General features: G+C 38.0%; 23 protein-coding genes and 1 other annotated feature. Of the genes, 3 read left to right on the top strand and 20 right to left on the bottom strand.

Annotated elements, in window-relative coordinates; genetic code table 11:
- Positions 1–40 precede the first annotated feature (40 nt).
- The 11 genes from aspS to AC1M36_RS06080 form a co-directional block, all read right to left on the bottom strand.
- Positions 41–1,816: an aspartate--tRNA ligase gene (gene aspS, locus AC1M36_RS06130; RefSeq protein WP_479845652.1), complete on the bottom strand. Its 1,776-nt coding sequence runs from the start codon at positions 1,814–1,816 to the stop codon at positions 41–43.
- 12 nt (positions 1,817–1,828) lie between these two features.
- Positions 1,829–3,100 (bottom strand): histidine--tRNA ligase, encoded by a 1,272-nt coding sequence (gene hisS / locus AC1M36_RS06125; RefSeq protein WP_336450204.1) that lies wholly within the window; start codon positions 3,098–3,100, stop codon positions 1,829–1,831.
- 69 nt (positions 3,101–3,169) lie between these two features.
- Positions 3,170–3,401: a binding site (T-box leader), on the bottom strand.
- A 54-nt stretch (positions 3,402–3,455) separates the two neighbouring features.
- Complete coding sequence (locus tag AC1M36_RS06120; RefSeq protein WP_001242606.1) at positions 3,456–3,632, bottom strand: hypothetical protein; 177 nt, start codon at positions 3,630–3,632, stop codon at positions 3,456–3,458.
- A 276-nt stretch (positions 3,633–3,908) separates the two neighbouring features.
- Positions 3,909–4,100: a damage-inducible protein DinB gene (locus AC1M36_RS06115; protein WP_336450205.1), complete on the bottom strand. Its 192-nt coding sequence runs from the start codon at positions 4,098–4,100 to the stop codon at positions 3,909–3,911.
- Positions 4,101–4,256: 156 nt separating this feature from the next.
- Complete coding sequence (locus tag AC1M36_RS06110; RefSeq protein WP_336450206.1) at positions 4,257–4,697, bottom strand: D-tyrosyl-tRNA(Tyr) deacylase; 441 nt, start codon at positions 4,695–4,697, stop codon at positions 4,257–4,259.
- A gap of 17 nt (positions 4,698–4,714) precedes the next feature.
- Positions 4,715–6,901: a GTP diphosphokinase gene (gene relA / locus AC1M36_RS06105; RefSeq protein WP_336450207.1), complete on the bottom strand. Its 2,187-nt coding sequence runs from the start codon at positions 6,899–6,901 to the stop codon at positions 4,715–4,717.
- Positions 6,902–7,113: 212 nt separating this feature from the next.
- Entirely contained in the window at positions 7,114–7,626 is a 513-nt protein-coding gene (locus AC1M36_RS06100) for an adenine phosphoribosyltransferase (RefSeq protein WP_336450208.1), read from the bottom strand.
- Positions 7,627–7,673: 47 nt separating this feature from the next.
- Positions 7,674–10,013 (bottom strand): single-stranded-DNA-specific exonuclease RecJ, encoded by a 2,340-nt coding sequence (gene recJ, locus AC1M36_RS06095; RefSeq protein ID WP_336450209.1) that lies wholly within the window; start codon positions 10,011–10,013, stop codon positions 7,674–7,676.
- Positions 10,014–10,132: 119 nt separating this feature from the next.
- The gene (locus AC1M36_RS06090) at positions 10,133–11,026 is read right to left on the bottom strand and encodes a cation diffusion facilitator family transporter (RefSeq protein WP_336450210.1); all 894 of its coding nucleotides are present in this window, start codon (positions 11,024–11,026) and stop codon (positions 10,133–10,135) included.
- A gap of 208 nt (positions 11,027–11,234) precedes the next feature.
- Positions 11,235–13,499 (bottom strand): protein translocase subunit SecDF, encoded by a 2,265-nt coding sequence (gene secDF, locus AC1M36_RS06085; protein ID WP_336450211.1) that lies wholly within the window; start codon positions 13,497–13,499, stop codon positions 11,235–11,237.
- Positions 13,500–13,854: 355 nt separating this feature from the next.
- Positions 13,855–14,139, bottom strand: a complete 285-nt coding sequence (locus AC1M36_RS06080) for a post-transcriptional regulator (RefSeq protein WP_336450212.1) — start codon at positions 14,137–14,139, stop codon at positions 13,855–13,857.
- A gap of 206 nt (positions 14,140–14,345) precedes the next feature.
- Here AC1M36_RS06080 and spoVB point away from each other — a divergent pair, with 206 nt between their 5' ends.
- Positions 14,346–15,905, top strand: coding sequence for a stage V sporulation protein B (gene spoVB, locus AC1M36_RS06075; RefSeq protein ID WP_336450213.1), 1,560 nt, complete (start codon positions 14,346–14,348; stop codon positions 15,903–15,905).
- Positions 15,906–15,944: 39 nt separating this feature from the next.
- On the opposite strand, the gene AC1M36_RS06070 is transcribed toward spoVB, so the two are convergent.
- Positions 15,945–16,601, bottom strand: coding sequence for a DUF421 domain-containing protein (locus tag AC1M36_RS06070; RefSeq protein ID WP_336450214.1), 657 nt, complete (start codon positions 16,599–16,601; stop codon positions 15,945–15,947).
- 113 nt (positions 16,602–16,714) lie between these two features.
- Between AC1M36_RS06070 and AC1M36_RS06065 the strand changes: the two genes are divergently transcribed.
- Positions 16,715–17,098 carry a TIGR04086 family membrane protein gene (locus AC1M36_RS06065; protein ID WP_241814875.1) on the top strand — a complete coding sequence of 128 codons (384 nt, stop codon included), beginning with the start codon at positions 16,715–16,717 and terminating at the stop codon, positions 17,096–17,098.
- A 32-nt stretch (positions 17,099–17,130) separates the two neighbouring features.
- Here the strand turns inward: AC1M36_RS06065 and yajC are convergent, their stop codons facing one another.
- Genes yajC through ruvA form a run of 6 tightly spaced genes read right to left on the bottom strand, consistent with a single transcriptional unit; the run spans position 17,131 to position 21,465 of the window.
- Entirely contained in the window at positions 17,131–17,391 is a 261-nt protein-coding gene (gene yajC, locus AC1M36_RS06060) for a preprotein translocase subunit YajC (protein WP_017150677.1), read from the bottom strand.
- A gap of 27 nt (positions 17,392–17,418) precedes the next feature.
- Positions 17,419–18,558, bottom strand: a complete 1,140-nt coding sequence (gene tgt / locus AC1M36_RS06055; protein WP_336450215.1) for a tRNA guanosine(34) transglycosylase Tgt — start codon at positions 18,556–18,558, stop codon at positions 17,419–17,421.
- A 14-nt stretch (positions 18,559–18,572) separates the two neighbouring features.
- Complete coding sequence (queA, locus tag AC1M36_RS06050) at positions 18,573–19,625, bottom strand: tRNA preQ1(34) S-adenosylmethionine ribosyltransferase-isomerase QueA (RefSeq protein WP_336450216.1); 1,053 nt, start codon at positions 19,623–19,625, stop codon at positions 18,573–18,575.
- Between the two features lie 18 nt (positions 19,626–19,643).
- The gene (locus AC1M36_RS06045) at positions 19,644–19,844 is read right to left on the bottom strand and encodes a DUF2905 domain-containing protein (protein ID WP_174098877.1); all 201 of its coding nucleotides are present in this window, start codon (positions 19,842–19,844) and stop codon (positions 19,644–19,646) included.
- Positions 19,841–20,842 carry a Holliday junction branch migration DNA helicase RuvB gene (ruvB, locus tag AC1M36_RS06040; protein ID WP_479845651.1) on the bottom strand — a complete coding sequence of 334 codons (1,002 nt, stop codon included), beginning with the start codon at positions 20,840–20,842 and terminating at the stop codon, positions 19,841–19,843. The genes AC1M36_RS06045 and ruvB overlap by 4 nt, the downstream gene beginning before the upstream one ends.
- 5 nt (positions 20,843–20,847) lie before the next feature.
- Positions 20,848–21,465 carry a Holliday junction DNA helicase RuvA gene (gene ruvA, locus AC1M36_RS06035; protein WP_017150673.1) on the bottom strand — a complete coding sequence of 206 codons (618 nt, stop codon included), beginning with the start codon at positions 21,463–21,465 and terminating at the stop codon, positions 20,848–20,850.
- A gap of 191 nt (positions 21,466–21,656) precedes the next feature.
- Here ruvA and AC1M36_RS06030 point away from each other — a divergent pair, with 191 nt between their 5' ends.
- A complete protein-coding gene (locus tag AC1M36_RS06030; RefSeq protein ID WP_336450218.1) occupies positions 21,657–22,601 on the top strand; it encodes an iron-hydroxamate ABC transporter substrate-binding protein in 945 nt (314 codons plus the stop codon).
- Between the two features lie 13 nt (positions 22,602–22,614).
- On the opposite strand, the gene AC1M36_RS06025 is transcribed toward AC1M36_RS06030, so the two are convergent.
- A complete protein-coding gene (locus tag AC1M36_RS06025; protein WP_336450219.1) occupies positions 22,615–23,145 on the bottom strand; it encodes a BofC C-terminal domain-containing protein in 531 nt (176 codons plus the stop codon).
- Between the two features lie 183 nt (positions 23,146–23,328).
- Complete coding sequence (locus AC1M36_RS06020; RefSeq protein WP_336450220.1) at positions 23,329–24,243, bottom strand: DMT family transporter; 915 nt, start codon at positions 24,241–24,243, stop codon at positions 23,329–23,331.
- Positions 24,244–24,268 lie beyond the last annotated feature (25 nt).

Genomic DNA, 24,268 nt, shown 5'->3' with positions numbered 1-24,268 from the left:
AAACTAGATGAGGTTAGTATACCCCATCTAGCTTCCGTTCTTACTTCTCTTCTTTTACGTTTAACTGTAAGTTAAGCTCTTCAAGTTGCGCTCCTGCAACCGGGCTTGGCGCATCTGTTAGTAAACAGCTTGCACTTGCTGTTTTCGGGAATGCAATTGTATCACGAAGGTTTGTACGACCTGCAAGTAACATTACAAGACGGTCTAACCCTAATGCAATTCCGCCGTGTGGTGGTGTACCATACTCGAATGCTTCTAATAAGAATCCAAATTGCTCTTGTGCTTCTTCTTGTGAAAATCCAAGTGCTTTGAACATTTTTTCTTGTACATCACGCTCGTAAATACGAAGTGATCCACCACCAAGTTCATAACCGTTTAATACAAGGTCATACGCTTGCGCACGCGCTTTTTCTGGTGCTGTTTCTAATAGCTCCACATCTTCACGGAATGGCATTGTGAATGGATGATGCGCTGCGAAATAGCGATCTGCATCTTCATCATACTCAAGAAGTGGCCAATCTGTTACCCATAGGAAGTTAAATTTACTTTCGTCAATTAACTCAAGTTCTTTACCTAAGCGTAAACGAAGTGCTCCTAAGCTATCTGCAACAACACTCTTCTTATCAGCAACGAATAATAATAAGTCACCAGCAGTCGCTTCTAATGTGTTCATTAGTACGCTTGCATCTTCTTCACCGAAGAATTTCGCAATCGGTCCTTTTAAGCCATCTTCTTCAACTTTTAACCAAGCTAAACCTTTCGCTCCGTATACTTTTACAAATTCAGTTAATGCATCGATGTCTTTACGAGAATATTTGCTCGCTGCACCTTTTGCATTAATTGCTTTTACTTGTCCACCGTTCTCTACAGCGCTTGTAAATACTTTGAAGCCACATCCTGCTGCAAATTCAGATAGATCAGTAAGTTCCATTGCAAAGCGCGTATCCGGCTTATCAGAACCATAGCGAGCCATCGCATCTGCATATGTCATACGAGGGAATGGTGCGTTAATTTCTACACCTTTTGCATCCTTCATAACTTTCGTCATCATGCGCTCCATCATATCTAAAATTTCTTCTTGTGTTAAGAATGAAGCCTCGATGTCGATTTGCGTGAATTCTGGTTGACGATCCGCACGTAAATCTTCATCACGGAAACAACGTGCTACTTGGTAGTAACGCTCAAATCCGCCGACCATAAGAAGCTGTTTAAATAGCTGCGGAGATTGAGGTAATGCATAAAATTCACCTTCATGAACACGGCTTGGAACTAAATAGTCACGAGCTCCTTCTGGTGTACTCTTTGTTAAGATTGGTGTTTCAACTTCTAAGAACTCTTCTGAATCTAAGAAGTTACGAATTGTTTTTGTTACGTCGTGACGCATTTTAAATGTGTTATACATAACCGGACGACGTAAATCTAAATAACGATATTTTAAACGAACATCTTCTGATGCATCTGTATCATCCGCAATAATAATTGGCGTTGTTTTTGCCGCATTTAATACATTAACTTTTGTTGCCTGTACTTCAATGCGTCCTGTTGCCATATTGTCATTAATTGTACCAGCGCCGCGCTCAACAACTGTTCCTTCTACGTGAAGCACGTATTCGCTACGAATTGTTTCTGCTACTTCTAGTGCTTCTTTAGATGTTTCTGGGTTAAATACAACTTGTACGATACCTGTGCGGTCACGTAAGTCGATGAAAATTAATCCACCTAAATCACGGCGCTTTTGTACCCAACCTTTTAATTGAACCGTTTGTCCAACTGCTTCTACTGTTACTTTTCCACATGCATGTGTTCTTTCAGCCACTATGAGTTCCCCCTATATTAATTTTTCTGCTACATATGAAGCAAATACATCTAATGCTACTTCTTCTTGCTCACCTGTCGCCATATTTTTTAAGTTAATGATACCCTTATCTAACTCATCTTCACCTAACACAGCTACATATTTTGCATTTAGACGATCCGCTGATTTAAATTGTGCTTTCATTTTGCGATCCAAATAATCTTTTTCAACTGATAACCCAGCCTTACGAAGATCAAATGCAATTTTTGCAGCATGATCTTTCGCTTTATCCCCAAGTGCTACAACATAACAATCAATGTTATGCTCAATTGGAAGCTCAATGTTCTCAGCTTTTAGCGCCATAATTAAACGCTCGATACTCATCGCAAAACCAATACCAGGCATTTCTGGACCACCGATTTCTTGTACAAGTCCGTTATAGCGACCACCACCGCTTAATGTTGTAATGGCACCGAAACCATCTGCTTCACTCATAATTTCAAAGACAGTATGCTGATAGTAATCTAAACCACGTACTAGATTTGGATCTTTTTCAAATGGAACACCCATCATCGTTAATAATTCTTGTACTTTTTCATAGTATACTGTTGATTCTTCGTTTAAGTATTCTGTAATAGATGGTGCTGCGCTCATTAATTCATGATCACGATCCTTCTTACAGTCTAAAATACGAAGTGGGTTTTTCTCTAAACGAGATTGACAGTCAGAACAGAACTCGCCAATACGAGGCTCAAAGTGAGCGATTAATGCCTCACGATGTGCTTTACGGCTCGCTGCATCACCTAAACTATTTAGGACAACTTTAATATTTTTTAAGCCCATGCCGCGGTAGAATTCTACAGCAAGTGCAATTACTTCTGCATCAATGGCAGGATCATTACTACCGATTGCTTCGATACCGAATTGTACGAATTGACGATAGCGACCTGCTTGTGGTCTTTCATAACGGAACATTTGACCGATGTAATATAATTTCGTTGGCTGCGTTGCATCACCATACATTTTGTTTTCAACGTAAGAACGTACAACAGGTGCTGTGCCTTCTGGACGAAGTGTTAAGCTGCGCTCTCCACGATCTTGGAATGAGTACATTTCTTTTTGCACGATATCTGTTGTATCACCAACACCGCGTAAAAATAATTCTGTGTGCTCAAAAATTGGTGTGCGAATTTCTTTATAGTTGTAACGACGGCAAATTTCGCGTGCTTGCCCTTCGATGTATTGCCATAACTCAACGCTACCTGGAAGAATATCTTGCGTTCCGCGTGGGATTTGAATAGACATATTCAGTTCCTCCTCAAATTGTTTTAATCTTATCAAAAATAAAAAAACTCCCGCCTCTACTGATTATCCAGTAGGGACGAGAGTATTATACCCGTGGTGCCACCCTAATTGAAGCACGTATGCTTCCACTTTTTTAATAACGCTTAAACTTGCGTTCAACCTCTACTGAGCCTATAAGCTGTTCAAGTTGAAACCTACAGAGTGTCATTCGATCAGTCATCGTGTAGAAATGTTTTCAGCCTAGGACATTTCTTCTCTTTTCACGTGTATCTCATCTACTCTTCTCTATCATCGGTTCTCTTCATATGTAAATATAAAATTACTATACGTTTCTTCCTAGCAGTTGTCAAGTCTCTTAGGAACGTTCAATCTGCCTCTTTAACCGCTTAACATCTTGCAAGGAAATACCGAATTCAGATGCAAGCTCCATAGAAGTATTGTTCTGTTCTTTGTCGATAAATTCATGGAAATTCACATTAAATAATTGATTCGCTCCGTTCGTCACAGAGTGCCCTTTTTCGTTCATGCGCATACGTGTATCCCTCACAATCAATATGGATGTTTTTACTTCTATTGTTCCATATTAATTGTCCAGTTATACTCACAAATAAAGTGAAACTTTAATCAGTGAGGGTTTTCTTTATCCCCCCGCTGAGTATTAGCTCTCACCAATCGGACTTTTACGGGCAGTTGATCTCCCTGCTCGTACGAAATTTTGAAGTGAGGGTCTTACTTCCCGTTAATGCGGGATAAATAAAGTTTATTTCCTCAACGGCTTTTTCTATTACGTACATCTTCTTGGATAAGACTATTCCACACTACTTCTGTATACATAACCAGCTCTTTGAATACTAAAGAACATTATAACTATTCCTGCTATTACAAACACTACCCAAGTACCATAATTTTCTACCGCAAATATAACTCCCAGCACATGTAAAAGAATTGCAGCACTAAATCCTAAAGTAAGTTTAGAATCTTTGAAAATCGACCAATTCATACACTTCCTGCCCCTTACATACATTTTCATATGTACTTAAAATCAAATATTTATCAATATATAAATTATACTATATCGCTAATTTCTCTAAAACAAAATTATAATCCACTAGCACAAATTCAACTAAAAAAGAGAGGATTTCTCCTCTCTTCACCATTACTTACTTTCCAAAATTAAGGTCACCGGACCATCATTAATCAATGATACATCCATCATCGCACCGAACTTTCCTGTTTCTACGTGAAGTCCTTGTTTACGAAGTTCTTCATTAAAGAAATCATACAAGTTCTCTGCGTAGTCTGGTTTCGCAGCATCCATAAAGTTGGGGCGTCTTCCTTTACGGCAATCTCCGTACAATGTAAATTGTGAAATAGAAAGAACTTGTCCCTCTACATCTAATACAGAATGGTTCATCTTCCCGTTCTCATCTTCAAAAATACGTAAATTCGCAACCTTCTCAGCAATATACGTTGCATCCTTCTCTGTATCTTCATGTGTGATGCCAACTAACAATGTTAAACCGAACGGGATCTGTCCTACAATCTCACCATCTACTGTAACAGACGCTTTTTTTGATCGTTGCAAGACAATTCTCATATTTTATACACTCCCTATTAATGCATCATGCGGCGTACTGCATAAATTTCTGGAACTCTCTTAATACGCTCTACTACCTTTTTCAAATGGTGTAAATTACGAATCGAAATAGACATATTGATCGTTGCCATTTTATTGCGGTCGCTTCTACCTGAAACTGCTGAAATATATGTTTTTGTTTCTGTTACAGCTTGCAGAACTTCATTTAATAAGCCGCGGCGATCATACCCAGAAATTTCAATATCAACATTATACTCAATCTCTTTTTCTGGACTACCTTCCCACTCTACTTCTAGCAAGCGCTCCTGAGCTTCTTCTGTATGAACATTAACACAATCACGACGGTGAATAGAAACGCCGCGACCTTTCGTAATATATCCGACAATATCGTCACCTGGTACTGGGTTACAACATTTCGATAAGCGGATTAATAAATTGTCAGCTCCGCTTACTTTTACACCTGAATCCCATTTTCTAATTTTCATCGGTTTACGAACTTCTTTAACTTCCACAATATCTTGTTCTTCGTCACGCTGTTTGCGGAACTTATCCGTTAGACGCGTTACAATTTGTGCCGCCGTAATGCCGTTATATCCAACTGCTGCAAACATATCCTCTTCATTCGCAAAGTTATATTTCTCAGCCACTCGTTTTAAATTGTCAGGTGCTAATACTTCTTTCATTTCATACTCTAAATTGCGTACTTCTTTCTCAACAAGCTCGCGACCTTTTTCAATATTCTCGTCTCGGCGTTGCTTTTTGAAAAATTGACGAATTTTATTTTTGGCATGAGATGTTTGAGCAAGTTTTACCCAGTCCTGACTTGGTCCATACGAATGTTTAGATGTTAAAATTTCAATGATATCACCTGTTTTCAGCTTATAATCAAGTGTCACCATTTTACCATTGACTTTTGCACCAATTGTTTTATTCCCGATTTCTGAATGGACACGGTAAGCAAAATCAATCGGAACCGAACCTAGCGGTAATTCCATGACATCGCCTTTTGGTGTAAAGACGAATACCATATCAGAGAACAGATCAATTTTTAATGACTCCATAAATTCTTCTGCATTAGAAGCTTCATTTTGCCATTCTAATATTTGACGGAACCATGTTAGTTTCTTCTCAAGGGTACCTGTTGCTTCCGCAGCTTTTCCCTCTTTATACGCCCAGTGCGCTGCAATCCCGTACTCCGCAATTTCATGCATTTCTTTCGTACGAATTTGCACTTCAAGTGGATCACCTTTTGGCCCAATCACGGTTGTATGAAGAGATTGGTATAGATTTGCTTTCGGCATAGCAATATAATCTTTAAAACGACCTGGCATCGGTTTCCAACATGTATGGATAATACCAAGCACCGCATAACAATCTTTAATACTATTCACAACAACGCGCACAGCTAATAAATCATAAATTTCATTAAATTGTTTATTTTGAAGTGCCATTTTACGATAAATACTATAAATATGTTTTGGGCGCCCTGAAATATCTGGTTGAATCGCTACTTCTTTCAGTTTGTCACGAATACCCGTCATGACTTCATCCAAATATTCTTCACGCTCTGCGCGTTTCCGCTTCATTAAGTTAACAATGCGATAGTATTGCTGCGGATTTAAATAGCGAAGCGCTGTATCCTCTAGCTCCCATTTAATAGTATTAATTCCGAGTCTATGAGCTAAAGGTGCAAAGATTTCTAACGTTTCATTTGCAATACGACGCTGCTTTTCTTGCGGCAAATGCTTCAGTGTACGCATGTTATGAAGACGGTCAGCTAATTTGATTAAAATAACACGAATATCTTGGGCCATTGCGATAAACATTTTGCGATGGTTCTCTGCTTGTTGTTGTTCATGAGATTTATATTTAATTTTTCCAAGCTTTGTAACCCCATCAACAAGCATTGCAATTTCTTTATTAAATTCCCGTTCAATATCCTCTAATGTAACTTCTGTATCTTCTACTACATCATGCAAAAAACCTGCTGACACTGTAGATGGATCCATGTGTAAATCAACTAAAATACCTGCAACTTGAATCGGATGAATAATATATGGTTCGCCCGATTTTCTATACTGTTCACTATGTGCGTCACGCGCATATTCATAGGCGCGTGCCACTAGTTCAATATCATCGTCTGCTAAATATTGCCGTGCTTTCTCGAGTACCTGTTCAGCTGTTAGTACTTGCTCATTTGCCATCGAATCACCTTTTATTGAAAATTGACTTTTCCCTTATCATTAGAATAAATTTTATTCTATCATTATAACCTAATGATTGTGAATTGTGAAAAGGAAAAGATTTTACAGATATTTCACCATACTTTTTTGTACAATTATACAAAAGTACCCGCTCCTCTCCAAGAGATTCACGGGTACTTTTTTCTATCGCCGTAGTTTTACCTATATAATAATTAGTATTTTTCTAACACTAATACATCATAACCGTCTAACATTTTGCGGCCATCTAAGTAAGTAAGTTCTACTAAGAATGCAATCCCTGCTACAACTCCACCAAGTTCTTCAACTAGCTTAATTGTCGCTTCGATTGTTCCACCTGTAGCTAATAAGTCATCCGTAATTAATACGCGTTGACCTGGTTTAATTGCATCTTTATGGATTGTTAAAACATCTTTTCCATACTCTTTACCGTAGTCTACTTTAATGACTTCACGAGGTAATTTTCCTAATTTACGAACTGGTGCAAACCCTACTTCTAGCGCGTAAGAAACTGGGCAACCGATAATAAAACCACGTGCTTCTGGGCCTACTACAAGGTCGATATTTCTTTCTTTCGCATAAGCAACGATTTCATCTGTTGCTGCTTTGTATGCTTTCCCATCGTTCATTAAAGGTGTGATGTCTTTAAACACGATACCTTCTTTCGGATAATCCGGTACAATTGCGATATGTTGCTTGAAATCCATATTTCTGAATCCTCCTCAGATATAAAAGGTCTGTAAATACAAGGCCTTTACCCTAACTGTTCTACTTCTTTATGATTACGAATCGTTTCAAACCATGTATATAGTTGTTGATATGTGCTATAAACCAACTCTTTTTCTAATTGAAGGTGGTTCATTTTCTCACGATATGTGTTCGATTCAATTAAATCACGCTTCTTCATTTCTTCTGCCATAAAAATGACACCGTCTTTTATTGTAACAAATTCTAACTCAAAAAACACCTGTGTCATGAAATTTACTGTATCTTTTGACCAACCTTTATGACGACATAGTTGTTCCCCATGTTGTCTTAAAGAAAATGGTGCTTTTTGATGTAAGAAGGAATAGTACCATTTAAAATGTTCTCTTGTTGGAACCGTACTAAATAAATGATTATTCTCCTGATAAAACAGCGTATAAATTCGCGCTGGGAAGCCTACCTGAAATAAACCACGTAATTCATCTGTTGACTTTGGTAAATCTAGCAAAACAATATAACGACCATCTAGCTCAGTCACTCCTGAAGCATGCATAAGTTGTTCTTTATATTCTTCTAAAGAAAACTTATTTAATACCTCTTCAGAAAAATACACCATTGTTACTTTTTCTTTCGGAAGCTCTGCTAAATTTGATTCCACATTACGCATGCTACGCCAATCAAATAATTGCCATGCCTCTACTGCAATATCTTGAATCATTAGCTGTGGTTTCTTGAAATTATTCCACTCATTAATTGATGCCTCTCCTACAACCGAGACAGTAGCAACCGGAGAAATCTCCTTCGCGTAGCTACCAAAACCAAAGCCAATTGTATCTAACGTTGCTTGTCCGTTACGAAGTGCCATCTTCAAATGAGAACCATCTGATCCAATCGCACGAATACTTTCTAACTCCGCATCCCTAATTGCGATACGCGGCTTCGGATTTCCAACACCAAATGGCGCGAGCTTCTGCATTTCCTCAATTGCCGAGAGCGTCACATCCTCCACTTTACAAAAAGCATCAACTGTTGTAATCGGTGTAAAGTCTTCAGGCGTTAAGATCACTTCTGCCTGCTCATTTAAACGGCGGCGCAGTTCCTCCACATCATTCATATGAAGCGTCATTCCCGCTGCCATTGGATGACCACCAAAGTGTGGTAACAATTCTCTACAATCTGATAAGTTCGCAAACAAATCAAATCCTGCAATACTACGAGCAGATCCTTTTGCTGTTTGCTTCTCCGGATCAATACATAACACGATTGTTGGACGATAAAAACGCTCTACTAATTTAGAAGCAACAATCCCTATTACGCCTGGATTCCATCCTTCTTTCGCAAGCACTAATACTTTATTGTTCTCTGGCGGATAGTTGTTTTCTACCTCTGCAATCGCTTCTTCTGTAATTTGCTTTACTATATCTTTACGTAGCTTATTCATTTCATCGATTTCTTCAGCAAGCTCTTTCGCTTCTTCTGGATCCTCCGATAAAAGAAGGTGAACTGCCGGAGCCGCATCTTCTAAGCGACCAATTGCATTAATACGCGGTGCAATTGAGAAGCCAATGCTTTCTTCTGTAATCTCACTTTGTGAAACATTTGCTACTTTAAACAATGCTTTTAAACCAATATTTCTCGTCATTCGCATTTGCTTCAGTCCGCGCTGTACGAGCAATCTATTTTCACCATGAAGCGACACTAAATCGGCTACTGTACCAATCACTGCAATTTCTAATAAATGCTCCGGTACACGTCCAAGTAATGCATGCGCCACTTTAAATGCAACACCAACGCCCGCTAAATAATGAAACGGATAAACGCCGCCTTCTAGCTTCGGATGAATAATCGCAAGGGCTTCTGGAAGTTCTGGCGGCGGCTCATGATGATCTGTAATAATAAGGTCCATGCCAAGTTCTTTTGCCACCTGCGCCTCATGAACTGCTGCAATACCTGTATCAACAGTAATAATAAGAGAAAATCCTGCACGGTGCGCCCAGCGAAACGCCTCTTCATTCGGTCCATATCCTTCCGTAAATCGGTTTGGAATATAGAACTCAACATCCGCACCTAGTTCTTGAAGAGCAAGGTATAACACTGTCGTACTACTTACACCATCGGCATCGTAGTCACCAAAAATTAAAATTTGTTCTCCATTTTGAATGGCTTGCTTTACACGATCTACTGTGCGATCCATTCCTTCAAGTAAAAATGGATCGTGAAATTCTTGTCTTTCTGTATTTAAAAAATCTACAATCTTATCTTCTGTATCTAAACCTCTACCGAGGAATAACGAAGTAACAAGCGGTGATAATTGCAATTTACTTGCCAACTCACTTACCTGCTCTTCATTAAATGACTTTTCTTTCCAACGCGTCTTCGGTTGTAACACGAAATCACCCCTTAACCTGTTCATTATACAAGACAGATTAAGGGGTGACAATATGATACAAGTTCTATTAACTAAGATTGAATATCTCCATAAACAAATGTTCATTTACTCGTTTCATCTCAATCAGGAGAATACGGATTAATATGAACAAACACATTCTGTACGTTATCTTGTTTCATCAACACCTCTTTTACATGTTTCCCAATGCGATGCCCATCTTCCACTGTGATATATGGATCAACAGACACTTTAATATCGACAATAACGTAATGCCCATGCTCTCTCGCATATAGGGAGCCGATTTTTTTCACACCTTCTACTCCAAGGGCTGCTTCTCTTAATGGAATAACATCTTCCTCATGAAGGACATGATCAAGCGTTGTATGGATTGCTTCTTTCCCAATACTCCATGCCATCTTTACAACAAGTAAAGAAACAAATAATCCCGCAACAGGATCGGCGTATACAAGCCAATCTACACCTAATTTATCCCCTATAATAGCTGCACAAATCCCAATTAAAGCTGCAATTGAAGAAAACACATCTGAACGGTGCTCATATGCATTTGCAATAATTGCATCACTGTTTACCCGTTTCCCTAATCGATATTTATACCGAAACATTCCTTCTTTTACCACGATAGAAAGGATAACCGCAAAAATTGTAATCCCCTTCGGTGGTTCTAGGTCCTGCGAGAAAGCCTTTATAGACGAGATCGCGATTTCAATCCCTACAATAAATAATAATACCGCAACAATAATCGCTGAAATCGATTCCGCTTTCCCGTACCCATAAGGATGATCTTCATCGGGCGGTTGCTTCGCCGCCCGCAGTCCGAAAAATACAGCTAACGAGCCAACTACATCTGATGCTGAATGAACCGCGTCTGCTAAAAGCGCCTTACTATTCCCAATATAACCGATTACCGCTTTCACAATCGCTAAGACAATATTTCCAACGATTCCAACAATAGCGCCAAACTCCGCCTGTTTAAAACGTTCATCTTTTTCCATACATGAAATCCCTTCTTTTCTCAAACTACCTTTTTATTGTAGCGAAAATAATGGCAAAATTAACACTTCCCTCCAGTCCTCCTCGAGACTGGCTCTACTAACCTTTAGCAAAAAAGCGCTAAAAGAAGTGTCACTTTAGTGTATCCGCAAACGAAAAAAGAGATGCCTTCTAAAAGGCATCATCTTTTTATATGTTCTGTTCTAAATTTTACACTTGTGGTTCAGATACTTCATTTTCTACTTTCTTCTTACCTTTTCCTTTTTTCAATCGGCGATTTTCAAGCATGAGCCAGATTTGAGAAGCAACGAAAACAGAAGAATACGTACCTACAACTAATCCGATCATTAATGCAAGTGAGAAATTGCGCAGTGATTCACTACCAAAGATAAGCAGTGCAATAACAGGGAACAGTACAGTTAGAACCGTATTAATAGAACGACCAATTGTTTGACGAATACTTGAGTTTACGATTTCTTCCAAATCTTTCAAGTCGCGAATTCGTTTTTTCTGCTTGTATAGCTCACGGTTTCGGTCAAACGTAACAATCGAGTCATTGATGGAATAACCAATGATTGTTAATACCGCAGCAATAAACGTTAAATCTACTTCCAATTGGAAGATACTGAACACAACAATCATAACGAACGCATCATGTAACAATGCGATTACAGCAGATAATGCATATGTGAAACGGAAACGAATACTTACATATAAAATGATAACCGCTGAGGCAATCAGAACTGCGATAAATGCATTTCGTGCAATTTCTTTCCCGATTGTTGGAGAAACTGTACTTACATTTGGATCTGTCCCGTATTTATCGTAGAAGAATGTTTTTGCCTTTGCAATTTCATCTTTCGATAAAACACCAATTGTACGAACAGCAAACCCTTTATTGTCATCTCCAGTCGGTACAATGTCCTCTTTTTTCACATCAATTTTCAATCCATGTAAATCTTTTTGAACTTGATCTACACTAATCTCTTGTTTTGACTGCAAGTCCATACGTGTACCACTTGCAAAGTCAATTCCAAGATTCATTTTGAAAATTGGTAGTATAATTGCTCCAGCAATAACAACTACAATTGAGAATAAGAAGAACTTGTGACCAATATTTACAAAGTTAATACGGTCAAATCTCGTTGGTGCATGTTGTAAACCTTTTGACAACGGAATAATTTCCTTCTCTTTCACACCAAAGTACGATAATTTCTTATCGAAGTAACGGCTTTTCACAAGTAATCCAAGTAGGAAACGAGTACCGAATACGTTTGTAATAAAGCCGACTAGAATACTCACAATTAAACTTGTTGCAAACCCTTTTACAGAGCTTGTACCATAAACAAATAATACACCAGCTGCTGCTATTGTTGTAATGTTTGCATCTAAAATCGTCGCTAACGAACGATGGTTACCAGCACGATATGCTGACATCATTGATTTGCCAATTCGTAATTCTTCCTTCAGTCGCTCGTATGTAATGATATTTGCGTCAACCGCAATACCAACCCCGAGCACTAACGCCGCAATACCTGGTAACGTAAGGACTGCATGCATCCAGTTAAAGATAAGCAATGTTACGAAAATATATAAACCTAACATGATAACCGCTACAAGTCCTGGTAAACGGTAGAATACAAGCATGAATAAGAAGATTATAGCAATCCCGATTATACTTGCAAAAATTGTTTGCTCTAATGCTTGTTGACCAAATTTTGCTCCAACAGATGTTGAATACATTTCTTTTAAATCTACAGGAAGTGCACCAGCGTTTAATAAGTCTGAAAGCTGCTTCGCACTTTCAACTGTAAAGTTTCCACCAACGATGGATACTTCCGCTTGGTTAAATACTTGGTTTACTGTTGCTGCTGATAAAAATTTCGGATTTGGTTTTGCAGATTCTGCTTTGTAAGAATCTTTTCCTTCTTCAAAATCAAGCCAAATCACCATTAAATTTGTTGGCGGCGGCATTTTAGATATTTTTTCAGTTACTTCGCGAAATTTTTCAGCACTTTTTAATGTAAGTCCAACGCTCGGTCGACCTTGATCATCAAACGTTTGCTTAGCCCCTCCGCCTTTTAAATCTGTTCCGTCCATGAGAAGATTATCATTCACATCACGGAATGTAAGTTTTGCTTGTGTAGATAAAATTTCACGTGCTTTTTGCTGATCCTTCACACCAGCAAGCTGTACACGAATTCGATCTTTCCCTTCGATTTGAATATTTGGCTCACTTACACCAAGAACATTCACACGATTTTCAAGAGCACCTACTGTACTTACAAGTGCATCACGATCAATTTTATCTCCCTTTTTCGCTGGTTTTACTTCATACAAGATTTCAAAACCACCACGAAGGTCTAGTCCAAGACTAATTCCTTTTGTTATGTTTTTTCCTGTCGCACCAATAATTCCACCGATTAATAATACGATGAGAAAAAAGGCGACAATTCTAGTACTACGCTTTGCCATATGTACCTTCTTTCTGCTACTAAAATCATAAACAAATCCTATCATTCATTTACGCTAGACAATTTCCTGTAACAATCATTTCTGTTTATTCACAGGTATTCCTCTACACTTATGTGTTTGTCTAGTTAGTAGGCTTCCTTTCTGTGAATTTTTAACTTTTTCACTAGTGCTACTAGCCATATAGGTAAATTTTCAGTTCTACGTCCTAGTTGTACAACCAAACCCTATATCTTACTACAAATTGTTATGTTTTCTGCTTTCTACCTCCTTTACTTAGAATCTCTGACATATACATTCCTCTTTATCAATACCTATCATTATACTGCAAAAGGAAGAACAAACCAATTACAGCCAGTTATTTATTTTCATATTCTTCAAATGACCAAAGTGGTTCTTGATATGCTTCTACCGTTAAATATGTCATGTACTCATTTGCTGTTAATGTTAACACATCATTCACAAGTTCATATAATCTAACATCACTATCTACTTTTTTCCACTTTTTACTTTTTAAACATTTCCAAATCTCCTCGGTTGTCACTCGGTCATAGCCAATCATTTGAAATTCTTCTACTTTGCTTTCTAAAACGACTTGCAACTGTCCGCGGTAAGCTTCTACCAAATCTTCTTTTTCAGTCATACTATCACATCTCCTTTTTATTTCAGCACGAAAAGTCGTTTTTCATCCCGCTCTAATGGACAGCAATAACTGCCTTTAAGAGTTCCTTCCTAGTGAAAGTCTTACTTTATATGTTCATCCTCTTAAATGCTTGTCATTCTTGTCTCATACGTGCATATAAATTATTGTAAATCATTCCATTGATTTTGAGAAGGTAGGAGAAGACCATGACAAGACAAAGCTTTTTACGAGGTGCATTTATTTTAATGCTAGCTGGTTTTATTACAAAAATTCTCGGGTTTATAAACCGGATTGTAATGGCGCGTATTTTAGGAGAAGAAGGCGTCGGTCTTTATATGATGGCTGTCCCTACTTTCATTTTAGCAATTACATTAACACAAATCGGACTTCCTGTTGCCATTGCAAAATTCGTAGCAGAAGCGGAAGCAGTAAATGATAAACAAAAAGTAAAGAGAATATTAACAGTATCATTAGCTGTTACATCCGTTATTAGTATTATCTTAACAATCGCAATCATGCTTCTAACCCCTATTTTAGCTGAAACTTTATTAACAGATAAAAGAACGTACTATCCGTTAATGGCCATTTTACCTGTTGTTCCTGTTATTGCGGTTTCATCTGTTTTGCGTGGCTATTTTCAAGGAAAACAAAATATGAAACCAAGCGCATATGCACAAGTGTTAGAACAAGTTATCCGTATTACCATTATTGCCGTATGTATTCGTCTATTTTTACCTTACGGTGTTGAGTACGCTGCTGCAGGTGCAATGCTATCAGCTGTTCTTGGAGAAGTTGCTTCTTTATTATTCTTACTCACTTTATTTCAGCGCGAAAAACATCTTTCCATCCGAACCGGTTTTCTAAGTACTGTCAAAGAAAGTAAACAAACTTTTCATTCGCTTATGGAAATTGCACTTCCAACTACAGGGAGTCGCTTAATTGGGTCAGTCTCTTATTTTTTCGAACCAATTATCGTTATGCAAAGCTTAGCGATAGCTGGTGTTGCTGCTTCAGTTGCTACGCAGCAATACGGCATATTAAATGGCTATGCGTTCCCTCTTTTATCACTACCAGCCTTTATTACATACGCTCTTTCTACAGCACTGGTACCATCGATTAGTGAAGCAATGGCAAAAAAACAACATCGATTAGTAGAACATCGTCTGCAACAAGCGCTTCGAATTTCTTTAATTACTGGAGGCTGGTCGGTCGTTATTCTTTATGTATTTGCTTCACCTGTTTTAACTCTCATGTACGGTTCAGATAGCGCAACTGCATTCATTCAATTACTTGCACCTTGCTTTTTATTTCACTATTTTCAAAGTCCCCTCACATCTGTTTTACAAGCTTTAAACTTAGCACGCGCCGCGATGATGAACACTTTTATCGGAGCCATTGTAAAACTGCTCGTTATTTTCTTACTCGCTTCGCGCCCAGAATTTCAAATGATGGGGGTCGCAATCGCAATTGCTGCTAACATTGTAACTGTGACATTCCTTCACTACGCAACTGTCTTAAAGAAAATTACATTTACAATTTACATAAGAGATTATATTTTCGGAGGGGTTGCGATTGTCATTGCAGGAGCTTTCGGATTCTACCTCCACAAGTACATTATTTTTTCACATTCACTTGGCATGCAAACATTATGGGAAATCACATTAACCACCATCCTTTATACATTGCTTCTTCTCATTTTCAAACTCATTCACAAAGACGAATTACGGCGTCTCCCGATCATCAGAAAACTATCATTTTTGAAATAACCATATAAATAAGAAGCTTGCTTTTTCACTGCAAGCTTCTTATTTATCTTTTAAATCCACAAAAAACTCGCCATTTTGAAAACTACAATACGAAATTTCTGTCACATCACTGTATCCTATATTTTCCAGTTTTCTCGCAAGCCATTCTTCCGACTGTTCAATCATCTGCAAATGTGATTGTTGCATCTCTCCATCAATAATTAGTGGAAATGAAAAAATAGGGGTATCATCTTTATTTTTTTTACTCTTTTGTTTATGAAATACAGACAGTTTTCCTGAAGCTTCTAAAATAGCATATTCGACATCGCGAATATCACCAATTCCTTCTTCTCTTAACTGCATTAATAAATCGTCCATGTTATAACGTTGCTTTCGCATTTGTTTCTCATCAATTTTCCCTTTCCGAACAATAATGGCCGGTTCACCATCGATTAAATGACGTAGTTTTCCACTTTTGAGCGAAGCATATGCTAATACAATTTGAATTACTACAATTACTATCATAGGGACAATTTGATCCCATATAGGACGATCAGCTTCAATAATTCCTAATACAGCAATTTCTCCTAACATAATGAAGACGATCAAGTCTAATATACTTAGTTCCCCGATTTCGCGCTTTCCCATAACACGAAAAATGATTAGCATAATAAAATATAACAGAACTGTTCGTAAAGCAATTCCCCATAGTTCCATCTGTAATCCCCTTTCTATTTCTTTCTTCTACGACGTAGTTTAACCAGCAAAAAAGAAACTAGTCTAACTTACAAGAAGTGAAAATATGCTTGTATTAAAAGGAGGAATTTATCATGGATGGAACGAAAAAGTTATCTACAGCAATTGGGTTTGGCATTATCACTTTATTAATACTTGCCTCTGTTACAAGTATGGTGATTGCACTTTTATTAAAATTCACAAATATTAGTGAAGGAGCATTGGCAATCACTCTTTTCATATTTGCGATTCTCTCTACTCTCATCTCTGGCTTTGTCGCTGGTAAAAAGGCACAAGGTAGAGGATGGTTAGTCGGCTTCACAACCGGACTTACCTTTACAATTCTTGTTTTTCTCGTTAGCTACTTAGGTTTCTCACACGCCCTATCCAACTCACAGCTTCTCTATCAGCTTATGTTGATGGGAGCAAGTACAATTGGTGGTATATTCGGCGTTAACATGACGAAACGCTCGAATTAAAAAAGCCCTGCTATTAGCAGGGCTTTTGACTGTTACTTCTTCACAACTTCACGAATCGCATTGCGATCGAATGTTAAGTGTGAACCACCAGATTTAATTACAATCGTAGTGTCATCTACTGATTCAATTGTACCGTGTAAGCCACCGATTGTTACAATCGCATCACCTTTTTGTAATTCACTTTGCATTTGAGCTACTGCCTTTTGACGTTTTTGTTGCGGGCGAATTAATAAGAAATAGAAAATCGCAAACATCGCAACGATCATGACAATATTCATCATACCTGGATTCATCTTTTGTTCCTCCTTTTAAATTATGTATTAGAAGTTTTTAGCATTCGGTTTATTAAAGCCATATTGCTCAAAGAACTCTTCACGGAAATCGCCAAGACGATCTTCACGAATGGCTTGTCTCACCTGCTCCATTAAGTTTAACAGAAAATGAAGGTTGTGATAAGACGTTAAACGAATTCCAAACGTTTCATCACATTTCATTAAGTGACGAATGTACGCACGAGAATAATTTTTACATGTGTAGCAATCACAATTTGGATCAAGCGGACCGAAGTCTCTTGCAAACTTCGCATTCTTCACAACAAGACGCCCTTGGCTTGTCATACATGTACCATTTCGAGCAATACGTGTTGGAAGTACGCAGTCAAACATGTCAATACCACGAATTGCACCGTCAATTAATGAATCAGGAGAACCTACTCCCATTAAATAACGTGGTTTATTGTCCGGAAGAAGCGGTGTTGTAAATTCAAGTACGCGGTTCATAATATCCTTTGGCTCCCCAACTGATAATCCACCTACCGCATAACCAGGGAAATCCATTGAAACAAGGTCTTTCGCACTTTGACGACGAAGTTCTTCAAACTCTCCACCCTGTACAATACCGAATAACCCTTGATCCTCTGGACGCTCGTGTGCTTTTAAACAACGCTCTGCCCAGCGGCTCGTACGTTCTACAGATTTTTTCATATATTCAAAAGTAGCTGGGAATGGCGGACACTCATCAAATGCCATCATAATATCTGAACCTAATGCATTTTGAATTTCCATCGCTTTTTCTGGTGATAAGAATAACTTGTCTCCATTTAAATGATTGCGAAAATGTACGCCCTCTTCTTCAATGCGGCGGAAGTCGCTTAAACTAAATACTTGGAAACCACCTGAATCTGTTAAGATTGCTCGATCCCAATTCATAAATTTATGTAATCCGCCTGCTTCACGCACAATTTCATGACCTGGACGAAGCCATAAATGATACGTATTACTTAAAATAATGCCTGAATCCATTGCCTTTAACTCTTCTGGTGACATGGTTTTCACTGTCGCAAGTGTACCAACTGGCATAAATGTTGGTGTATCAAATGAGCCGTGTGGTGTATGGACGCGCCCTAAGCGTGCACCCGTTTGTTTACATGTTTTAATAAATTCATAACGAATTGCTGTCATAGATTTACTCCTTTTTATTTGTTTCCTACTTTAGAATGAGATGCAATGAACATCGCATCACCGAAGCTAAAGAAACGATATTTCTCTTTTACTGCTTCATTATACGCATGAAGTACATTTTCTCTATTTGCAAATGCACTCACAAGCATAATTAATGTTGATTTTGGCAAGTGGAAGTTTGTAATTAAACCATCAATTGCTTTAAATTCATAACCTGGATACATAAAGATATCCGTCCATCCAGATGCCGCGCAAAGCTTACCATCGTTATCTGTAGCAATTGTTTCTAATGTACGAGTTGATGTTGTACCAACTGTAATGATACGTCCACCGTTCTCTTTCACACGATTTAACAACTCTGCTGTTTCTTCTGACATATGATAATACTCAGCATGCATATGGTGTTCTTCAATTGTATCTGCAGACACTGGTCTAAATGTACCAAGGCCAACATGAAGTGTAATGAACGCCAAGTGAACGCCTTTTTGTTTCAATGTTTCTAGTAGCTCTTCTGTAAAATGAAGCCCGGCTGTCGGTGCTGCTGCAGAACCAATTTCCTTCGCATATACCGTTTGATAACGATCACGATCTTCTAGTGTTTCTTTAATATACGGAGGAAGCGGCATTTCTCCAAGTTCATCTAAAATTTCATAAAAGATACCGTCATACGAAAACTCAAGCTGACGGCCACCTTGATCAGCTGTTCCAATGCAAGTTGCTTTTAGCTTTCCTTCGCCAAAAGAAATAACCGTTCCTTCTTTTACACGTTTAGCCGGTTTCACAAGTGTTTCCCACTTATCACCATCTTCTTGTTTTAAAAGAAGTACTTCGATATGTGCACCTGTATCTTCTTTCACACCATGCAGGCGAGCAGGCATAACTTTCGTTTCATTTAAAACTAAGCAATCCCCCTCATGTAAATAAGAAAGAATGTCAGTAAAATGCTTATGCTCGATATCACCTGTTTCACGATCTAACACCATTAATCTTGATGTTTCACGCTCTTCAAGCGGTGTTTGTGCAATAAGTTCTTCCGGTAAATGAAAATCAAACAGATTAATATCCATAACTATAGCCACCTATTTCTATTTAAATCGATTTATTATATACATAATAAAAGATAATACAATACTTAACACAATACATGTAATGATCGGAAAATAAAAGGTAACGTTTCCTTTTTTCACAAAAATATCGCCTGGAAGCCTTCCGATAAACTTCCAAGCTATTCCCACGACAATGAGAAGGATACCCGCCGTAATAAGCAACTTCGGCATATCCGTCATAATTTTGGCATCTCCATTCCGAAATGGTTATATGCAAGCGGTGTTACAATGCGTCCCCTTGGCGTTCGTTGTAAAAACCCGATTTGAAGTAAATACGGTTCATATACATCTTCAATCGTCGTAGATTCTTCCCCGATTGTCGCTGAAACAGTCTCTAATCCAACTGGTCCACCGCGGAACTTTTCAATAATACCGAGCAGTAACTTATGATCGATATGATCAAGCCCTAATTTATCGACTTGCAAGAGCTCTAATGCCATTTGAGTAATTTCCATCGTAATCGTTCCGTTGCCTCGAACTTGCGCAAAATCACGCACGCGTCTTAATAATCGGTTCGCGATACGCGGCGTACCACGCGCACGCCTTGCAATTTCTAAAGCAGCTAATGAGTCTATTTCAACTTCAAACACCTCTGCTGTACGCTCTACAATTGCTGACAGTTGATCTACCGTATAGTACTCCAATCGTGATAACACACCAAAACGATCACGAAGCGGCGCTGATAACGCACCTGCACGTGTTGTTGCACCGACTAATGTGAACGGTGGTAAATCAAGCCTTACAGATCTTGCAGTTGGTCCTTTACCAATGACAATATCAAGGCAAAAATCCTCCATCGCTGGGTATAATACTTCTTCAATCGATCGGTACAGGCGATGAATTTCATCAATAAATAGTACATCACCAGGTTGAAGCGCCGTTAACACTGCCGCTAAATCCCCTGGACGCTCGATTGCTGGACCTGACGTTGTTCGAATATTAACGCCCATTTCATTAGCGATAATATTCGCAAGCGTCGTTTTACCAAGTCCTGGAGGTCCGTATAATAGTACGTGATCCAATGTCTCCTCACGCATTTTCGCCGCCTCAATAAACACTTCTAAATTATGTTTTGCCTTATCTTGGCCAATATACTGACGGAGCGTCTGTGGCCGTAACGAATATTCTAAATCCGCATCTTCATATGCCGATTCTCCTGAAAGGAGGCGTTCGTCCATTCTACTCACCTCTTACCATTTAGTAAAAGACTAAGTGCCTTTTTAATATATTGATCCGTCGTAAGTGATTCTTTTAACAACTCAGGTACAACACGATTTACTTCTCGTTCAGCATAGCCAAGTGCACGCAGTGCTTCAAGCGCTTCGTCAAGCTCAGCCGATGAACCTTTCTTCTCATCGAAACGTTCTACATCTGAGAATAAATCAACAAATGCATCCGGCACAACATCAGCTAATTTTCCTTTTAAGTCTAAAATCATTTGGCGTGCTGTTTTCTTTCCAACTCCCGGGAATTTCACTAAGAATTTTTCATCCTCATGTTCAATTGCTTGCACGACCTGTCCAGTTTGACCAGAAGCTAAAATTGCGAGCGCACCTTTTGGCCCAATTCCTGACACACCTAACAATTTTGTAAATAATAATCGCTCTTCACGTGTCTTAAATCCGTAAAGCGCCATAATATCTTCTCTCACATAATGATATGTATATACACGAATTTCTTGCTTACTTCTTTGGAATACATACGGATTTGGCGTGAAAATTTGATAGCCAATTCCATTATGATCAAGAACGACATATTCCGGCCCTACATATTCCACATAGCCTGTAACATATTCAAACAAAATACGATCTCTCCCTCTTAAATCATGTATTCCATTTTAACATATTTAATGATGGAAAAGCGAGACTGACCCAACAAATGTTCTCTGTTTGGATTTTCCATTTTTTTAATATTGACAGAAATATATAAAGCAAATTAATATTACAAGGTCGATAATGATTATCAATACTAATTAAAGGGGTTACATACAAGATGAAACGCAATCTATCTATTCTACTTACTCTCATTCTTGTTGTTCTTGCCATTGTTGGTTGCTCTTCTAAAAAAGAAGAAGCACAGACAAAAGAACAACCAAAAACAAAAGTTGTAAAACATGCAAAAGGAGAAGTTAAAATTCCGATAAATCCAAAAAGAATTGTTGACTTATCTGGATCATCTGAAGAATTATTACTTCTTGGCCATAAGCCTGTTGGTACTGCCAACACGTATAAAGATAAAATCCAAGATCATTTACAAGAAAAGCTAAAAGGTGTAAAAGCAGTTGGTTGGTACTGGGCACCTAAAGTTGATTTAGAAGCAGTTACTGCTTTAAAACCAGACTTAATTATTTTAAACAATCGTCAATTGAAAATTTATGATCAACTATCAAAAGTTGCACCTACAGTTGTCTTAGAAACCAACTTAGAAAACTGGCGCGGTAAATTTAAAGAAGTAAGCAAGCTATTTGACGAAGAGAAAAAAGCTGATAAATGGATTGCAGACTACGATAAAAAAGCAGAGTCCTTATCTAAAAAAATTAAAGAGAAAACAAAAGATGAGAACTTTATGTTCCTCGCTGTAACACCACAAAACTTCCGTGTATATGGTAGCTTCGGATATGGTGATATTCTCTTTAACGACTTAAAACTTCCTGCAACGAAAGGCACAGATTTAAAACAAACGATGGCACAAGTATCACTAGAAGGTCTTGTTGCATTCCAGCCGGATCAAATGTTTATCGTAAACTTTGGTGGCGAAGCGGATAAAGTGTTCGATGACTACAAAAACAGCGCTGTTTGGAAAGATAATAAAGCTGTAAAAAACAATCACGTCTATGAAGTAAGCAATGAAGTTTTTAACACAAAAGCATTTAACCCAATCGGAAAAGATATGCTAATTGATGAAATTGCAAAACAAATTTTAGATAAAAATAAATAAGAAAAACAGCAGCTCATCCCGAGCTGCTGTTTTTCTTATTTTGCACTGCATACTGCTTCATTTTCTCAATTGTCTTCACAAAACGTTCTTTTGACTTGATGCGAATACCGCGTTTTAACTCTGCTCGTTCATAACTTTCTAGCTTTTTCATATCAATTTGAAAAAATGAATGAATCGCATTATCTTCTTTTGGCACACCATTAAAAATTTGCAGTATTCCCTCATTAGAAACACCAAAATACCCACTCGTTTTAAGCAGGGGTGAAATATCATCTACCTTTTTTTGCAACACAATTTGTGTCTCATCACGATCGACAAGCTGCCATTCTTTATACTGCTGTAGAAACTGTTCTAAGTTTGCTACTTTTTCAGTAAAAATTTCCTCACTTACTTCTCCATCTAAATACATACGCTCTAATAAGATTGTAACTTGAGGCTCTTTTTGTGTAACCTCTGATGCAGGAGCCGCAGCTATCACACTCGATTCATGATATAGACAAAACATAGCAATTACGACTTGAACTGCAATCATTATGAATTTCATTTCCGCTCACCTCTTCTAGGCAATCTAAAACTTCTATTTGTAGTTTTTCCGGAATTAGAAGTTTTATCCATAGGAAGAGTAGATATCGTTTATTGAGGATTATAAAATATGCAAACTCTCGAACAAATCACCACTTTGTACACCAAACAGTATCAGAGTAAATTTCTGATATCACAAGTTCTTTTAATCATGTAGAGACATGTTTTTATTTTTACTTGTTTGAACCGTCGCAATATAAACCCCTGCTAGCACAATTACCATTCCAAGTAGCTGTTGCCATGTAATTGTTGCTTTGTATAAAACAACTGCAATTAAGGTTGCAACGATAGGTGTGATATTTAAATACATACTTGCTTTACTTGCTCCAATTTCTTCTACCCCTTTATTAAATACTATATAGCCAATTAGCGTTCCACAAACGACCATATACAACATCTCAAGCCATCCTTGTATAGAGAGCGCCGGAACTTTCTCCCATCCTCCCTCAAAAACAGAAAGACCTGCTAGAAAAATAGCTCCTATTACAGTCATACTCATAGTCGTCAACAAAGGCGAAACACCCTTCATCACTGCCTTCCCAGTTAAGCTGTATAACACTCCACAGGCTAATGCAGCTATAAACAATAAATCTCCTTTATTAAACGACAAAGATATAAGTGTATATAATGAGCCTTTCGTAATAACAATAATGACACCTATAAGGGATAAAATTAAACTTATTGCTATTTTCACACTCCATGTTTCTTTAAAAAACAAAATTGCTCCCATTGTAACAAACACTGGCATTGTGGCAATAATTAATGAGCCATTCATCGTAGAAGTATAATTGAGTCCCATAAAGAAAAATGCATTGTATCCAAAAATGCCGGTTAAGGATACAAATAATAAACCTTTCCAGCTTTTACTTAACACGCTCATATTCCACTCAGCTTTAACTAGAACAATCCCTATTAAAATAACTCCAGCTAACGTGAAACGAATCGTCGCTGCAACAAGTGGTGGAATTTCTGTAATAACATGCTCCGCTGTTGCAAAAGAGCCACCCCAAAACAAAGGAACGAGTAACATTAATACATACATTCGATTCTTACCATTCACCTTGATTGCTCCTTTTCACTAAAAA

The organism is Bacillus sp. Medicinal_06, assembly GCF_056711665.1.
Note: the sequence above shows the minus strand (reverse complement) of the source record. Positions and strands in the feature narration are given on the sequence as shown.

What these genes read in the sequence shown, in the direction of transcription:
- AC1M36_RS06115 (WP_336450205.1), bottom strand. Translation starts at nt 4,100, where the DNA reads ATGAATTGGTCGATTTTCAAAGATTCTAAACTTACTTTAGGATTTAGT.
- tgt (WP_336450215.1), bottom strand. Translation starts at nt 18,558, where the DNA reads ATGACAGCAATTCGTTATGAATTTATTAAAACATGTAAACAAACGGGT.
- queA (WP_336450216.1), bottom strand. Translation starts at nt 19,625, where the DNA reads ATGGATATTAATCTGTTTGATTTTCATTTACCGGAAGAACTTATTGCA.
- AC1M36_RS06045 (WP_174098877.1), bottom strand. Translation starts at nt 19,844, where the DNA reads ATGACGGATATGCCGAAGTTGCTTATTACGGCGGGTATCCTTCTCATT.
- AC1M36_RS06110 (WP_336450206.1), bottom strand. Translation starts at nt 4,697, where the DNA reads ATGAGAATTGTCTTGCAACGATCAAAAAAAGCGTCTGTTACAGTAGAT.
- AC1M36_RS06030 (WP_336450218.1), top strand. Translation starts at nt 21,657, where the DNA reads ATGAAACGCAATCTATCTATTCTACTTACTCTCATTCTTGTTGTTCTT.
- relA (WP_336450207.1), bottom strand. Translation starts at nt 6,901, where the DNA reads ATGGCAAATGAGCAAGTACTAACAGCTGAACAGGTACTCGAGAAAGCA.
- yajC (WP_017150677.1), bottom strand. Translation starts at nt 17,391, where the DNA reads ATGAATCCAGGTATGATGAATATTGTCATGATCGTTGCGATGTTTGCG.
- AC1M36_RS06080 (WP_336450212.1), bottom strand. Translation starts at nt 14,139, where the DNA reads ATGACTGAAAAAGAAGATTTGGTAGAAGCTTACCGCGGACAGTTGCAA.
- ruvB (WP_479845651.1), bottom strand. Translation starts at nt 20,842, where the DNA reads ATGGACGAACGCCTCCTTTCAGGAGAATCGGCATATGAAGATGCGGAT.
- hisS (WP_336450204.1), bottom strand. Translation starts at nt 3,100, where the DNA reads ATGTCTATTCAAATCCCACGCGGAACGCAAGATATTCTTCCAGGTAGC.
- AC1M36_RS06090 (WP_336450210.1), bottom strand. Translation starts at nt 11,026, where the DNA reads ATGGAAAAAGATGAACGTTTTAAACAGGCGGAGTTTGGCGCTATTGTT.
- AC1M36_RS06065 (WP_241814875.1), top strand. Translation starts at nt 16,715, where the DNA reads ATGGATGGAACGAAAAAGTTATCTACAGCAATTGGGTTTGGCATTATC.
- AC1M36_RS06025 (WP_336450219.1), bottom strand. Translation starts at nt 23,145, where the DNA reads ATGAAATTCATAATGATTGCAGTTCAAGTCGTAATTGCTATGTTTTGT.
- AC1M36_RS06120 (WP_001242606.1), bottom strand. Translation starts at nt 3,632, where the DNA reads ATGCGCATGAACGAAAAAGGGCACTCTGTGACGAACGGAGCGAATCAA.
- AC1M36_RS06100 (WP_336450208.1), bottom strand. Translation starts at nt 7,626, where the DNA reads ATGGATTTCAAGCAACATATCGCAATTGTACCGGATTATCCGAAAGAA.
- secDF (WP_336450211.1), bottom strand. Translation starts at nt 13,499, where the DNA reads ATGGCAAAGCGTAGTACTAGAATTGTCGCCTTTTTTCTCATCGTATTA.
- AC1M36_RS06070 (WP_336450214.1), bottom strand. Translation starts at nt 16,601, where the DNA reads ATGGAACTATGGGGAATTGCTTTACGAACAGTTCTGTTATATTTTATT.
- spoVB (WP_336450213.1), top strand. Translation starts at nt 14,346, where the DNA reads ATGACAAGACAAAGCTTTTTACGAGGTGCATTTATTTTAATGCTAGCT.